The sequence below is a fragment of the Sulfitobacter sp. NFXS29 genome (assembly GCF_040148765.1).
Classification (GTDB): Bacteria; Pseudomonadota; Alphaproteobacteria; order Rhodobacterales; family Rhodobacteraceae; genus Sulfitobacter.
In genome coordinates this window covers 1-2,277 of sequence record NZ_JAGDED010000026.1, presented here as the reverse complement: position 1 = coordinate 2,277, position 2,277 = coordinate 1, and the positions used below count along the sequence as shown (strand labels likewise).

The 2,277-nt window shown below is 59.2% G+C and carries 2 protein-coding genes; both read left to right on the top strand.

The features are described from left to right. A partial coding sequence (locus tag J3456_RS19340) for a hypothetical protein (RefSeq protein WP_349581880.1) occupies positions 1–1,178 on the top strand: 1,178 nt, incomplete at its 5' end. After that, positions 1,175–2,277: hypothetical protein (locus J3456_RS19335; protein ID WP_502989530.1), on the top strand; the 1,103-nt coding region annotated here is incomplete at its 3' end. The genes J3456_RS19340 and J3456_RS19335, both read left to right, overlap by 4 nt.

The window sequence follows — 2,277 nt, the reverse complement described above, 5'->3', positions numbered from 1 at the left end:
TCATGGGCGGTGCTGAGCGCGACAACCTTTCGAGGCATATCATGAACGAATACCAACCTGAAAAAGCGTCTGGAATCTTGGGGGCCATGTTCCCCAACATGACAGCGGATCGACAAGACCGCATCGCACTAGCGTTGTCGGGCCTTTCAATGAACCCAAACCTTGCACTGCAATCCGCCGTTAGGGATCGGATGCAGGAACGCTCAGAGCGCCGCAAAGACTGGATGTCTGAGCGGAAGGACTACAATCAAAGGAATGTCACGATTGACGCCCTGCGCGACGCTGGGGTGTCGGAGAACGACTTACAAATGGCCAGAGCAAACCCGGACTACATGCGGGCATTGCTATCTCAAGTAGCGCAGAACCGCATGGGCAAAGCCAAGACGCCCACGCCGTACTCCGAACAAGCCAAGATCATGTCGGACCTGCGGAATGGGCTGATCACCAAAGAGCAGGCCAACGCGGCTCTGACAGGGGGCGGTGACAGCACCGAGGCAGACCGTGAGATTGACCGTCTTGAGAGCATTGGCATTCCGCGCGATGTGGCTATCCGGATCAAGGAGGGTGTGTACAAGACATCCGTAGACCCGGTCACACGTGAAGTTACAGTCATCGACCTCTCGTCGGGGCAGCCCGTTTATAAGACCGACGAAGCCGCGCCAACAGCGCCAATGACAACCGAACCCGCCCCGGCGCAGTCTGGTCCTGATGCGAGCGATGCCTTTGGCCTTGAAGGGACGATCAAAGGAGGCATCAACTCGGTGTCTGACTTTGTCGGAATGGGAGTGCCGTTCGAAGGTGTGAAGGAAACGCAGTCTGACTTTGCAGTACTGCGTGAGAACTTGGTTAATGACATCACGCAGGGCTACGGGCAGCGGGTGCCAAGTTGGCTGATGCAGAACATTCAAAACCTCACGCCAAAAACTGGGGCGTTCTCAGGCCCAGAGGACGCTCAGTCTAAACTTGGCGCACTTGAGCGCAGCTTCCAGCAAGAACTCACGACGATCCGCCAGCAGCTTGGCGGGCCTATCTCTCCGCAACAACGTCAGGTCCTGACCTACCGTGAGGCGGCACTCAATGCAGCCATCGGGAAGGTAACAGGAGCGTTAGGCCGGTTCGGGGCTGACAATGGCGGCAATAAGACAAGCAGTGGCGTAACCTGGAGGATCGAACAGTGAGCGAGATTACCCTCAATATTGAAGGACAGCGCGTAAAGGTTGATGCGGGGTTCATCGACCTCTCTCCGGAGCAGCAAGAGGCAACGGTTGAAGAGATAGCTGCATCTCTAGGGCCAAAGGACGATTCCGGTCTGATGGGACAGCTAAACCAAGGTATCGCCAACAGTGCGGGCGGCATCATCGACTTCATCAACCCGTTTGATAAGCCCCATACCCTCAACCCCTTCAGCGGAGGCACCGGATCAGCCAAATCCGGCATTGAGGCGAGCATGGATGCCATCGGGGTAAACCGGGCCACGTCTGAGCCTGATACGCTGATGGAAAACTTCGCACGTGGCGCAGGTGAAGCGGCTGGAGCTGCGCCGGTTGGCGGGGCCGTCGCAAAGGCATTGTCAGGCGCGGGTGGCATCCTCGGCAGCATCGCGGATGATGCTTCGCAAGCGATGAATACGACGCGCGGCGTTGTCTCAGAAATGTTTGCCGGAGGCGGCGCACAGGCTGGCGCGGGGTTGGCAGAAGACGCGGGCGCGCCTGAGTGGGCGCAGCAGACGGCGGCTATCGCAGGCGGTGCAGGCATGGGGGCAATCCCCGGCGCGGTCCGGTCTACACCAAGCGCTATCGGCGCGCGCAAGCTTGCCAGTGCGGTGAAGACTGCCGCGATGCCCTACACCAAAGCAGGCGGGCAGGAGGTCGCAAGGCAACGGATGCAGGAGCTTGCGGGCGGTCCTGACCGGGCAGCAGAGTTGGCACGGCGCGTAGGCCCTACCGAAATCGGTCTAACACCAGCACAGCAGACCGGGGATCAAAACCTGCTAGGGCTGGAGCAAGAGGCCATGCGCCGCAATCCGAACCTGCGCGCACGAATTGAGCAGCAAGCCGATCAAGGTAAGGAAATTGCGGCCCGAAACATTCGCGGCATGGGTGGTGATCCTGCGGACACACAAGCGTTCTTCAATGAGCGCCGCAAGACATGGCGTGAAAATATCGTCGGCATGGTGGATCGCGCCACAGACGGCGCGCTGCGGCCCACAGCCAAAAACAGCGAGATGATCAACAGCCAAGAGGTGTCGGACAGAATCAAAGCCGCACAGGAGGCCGC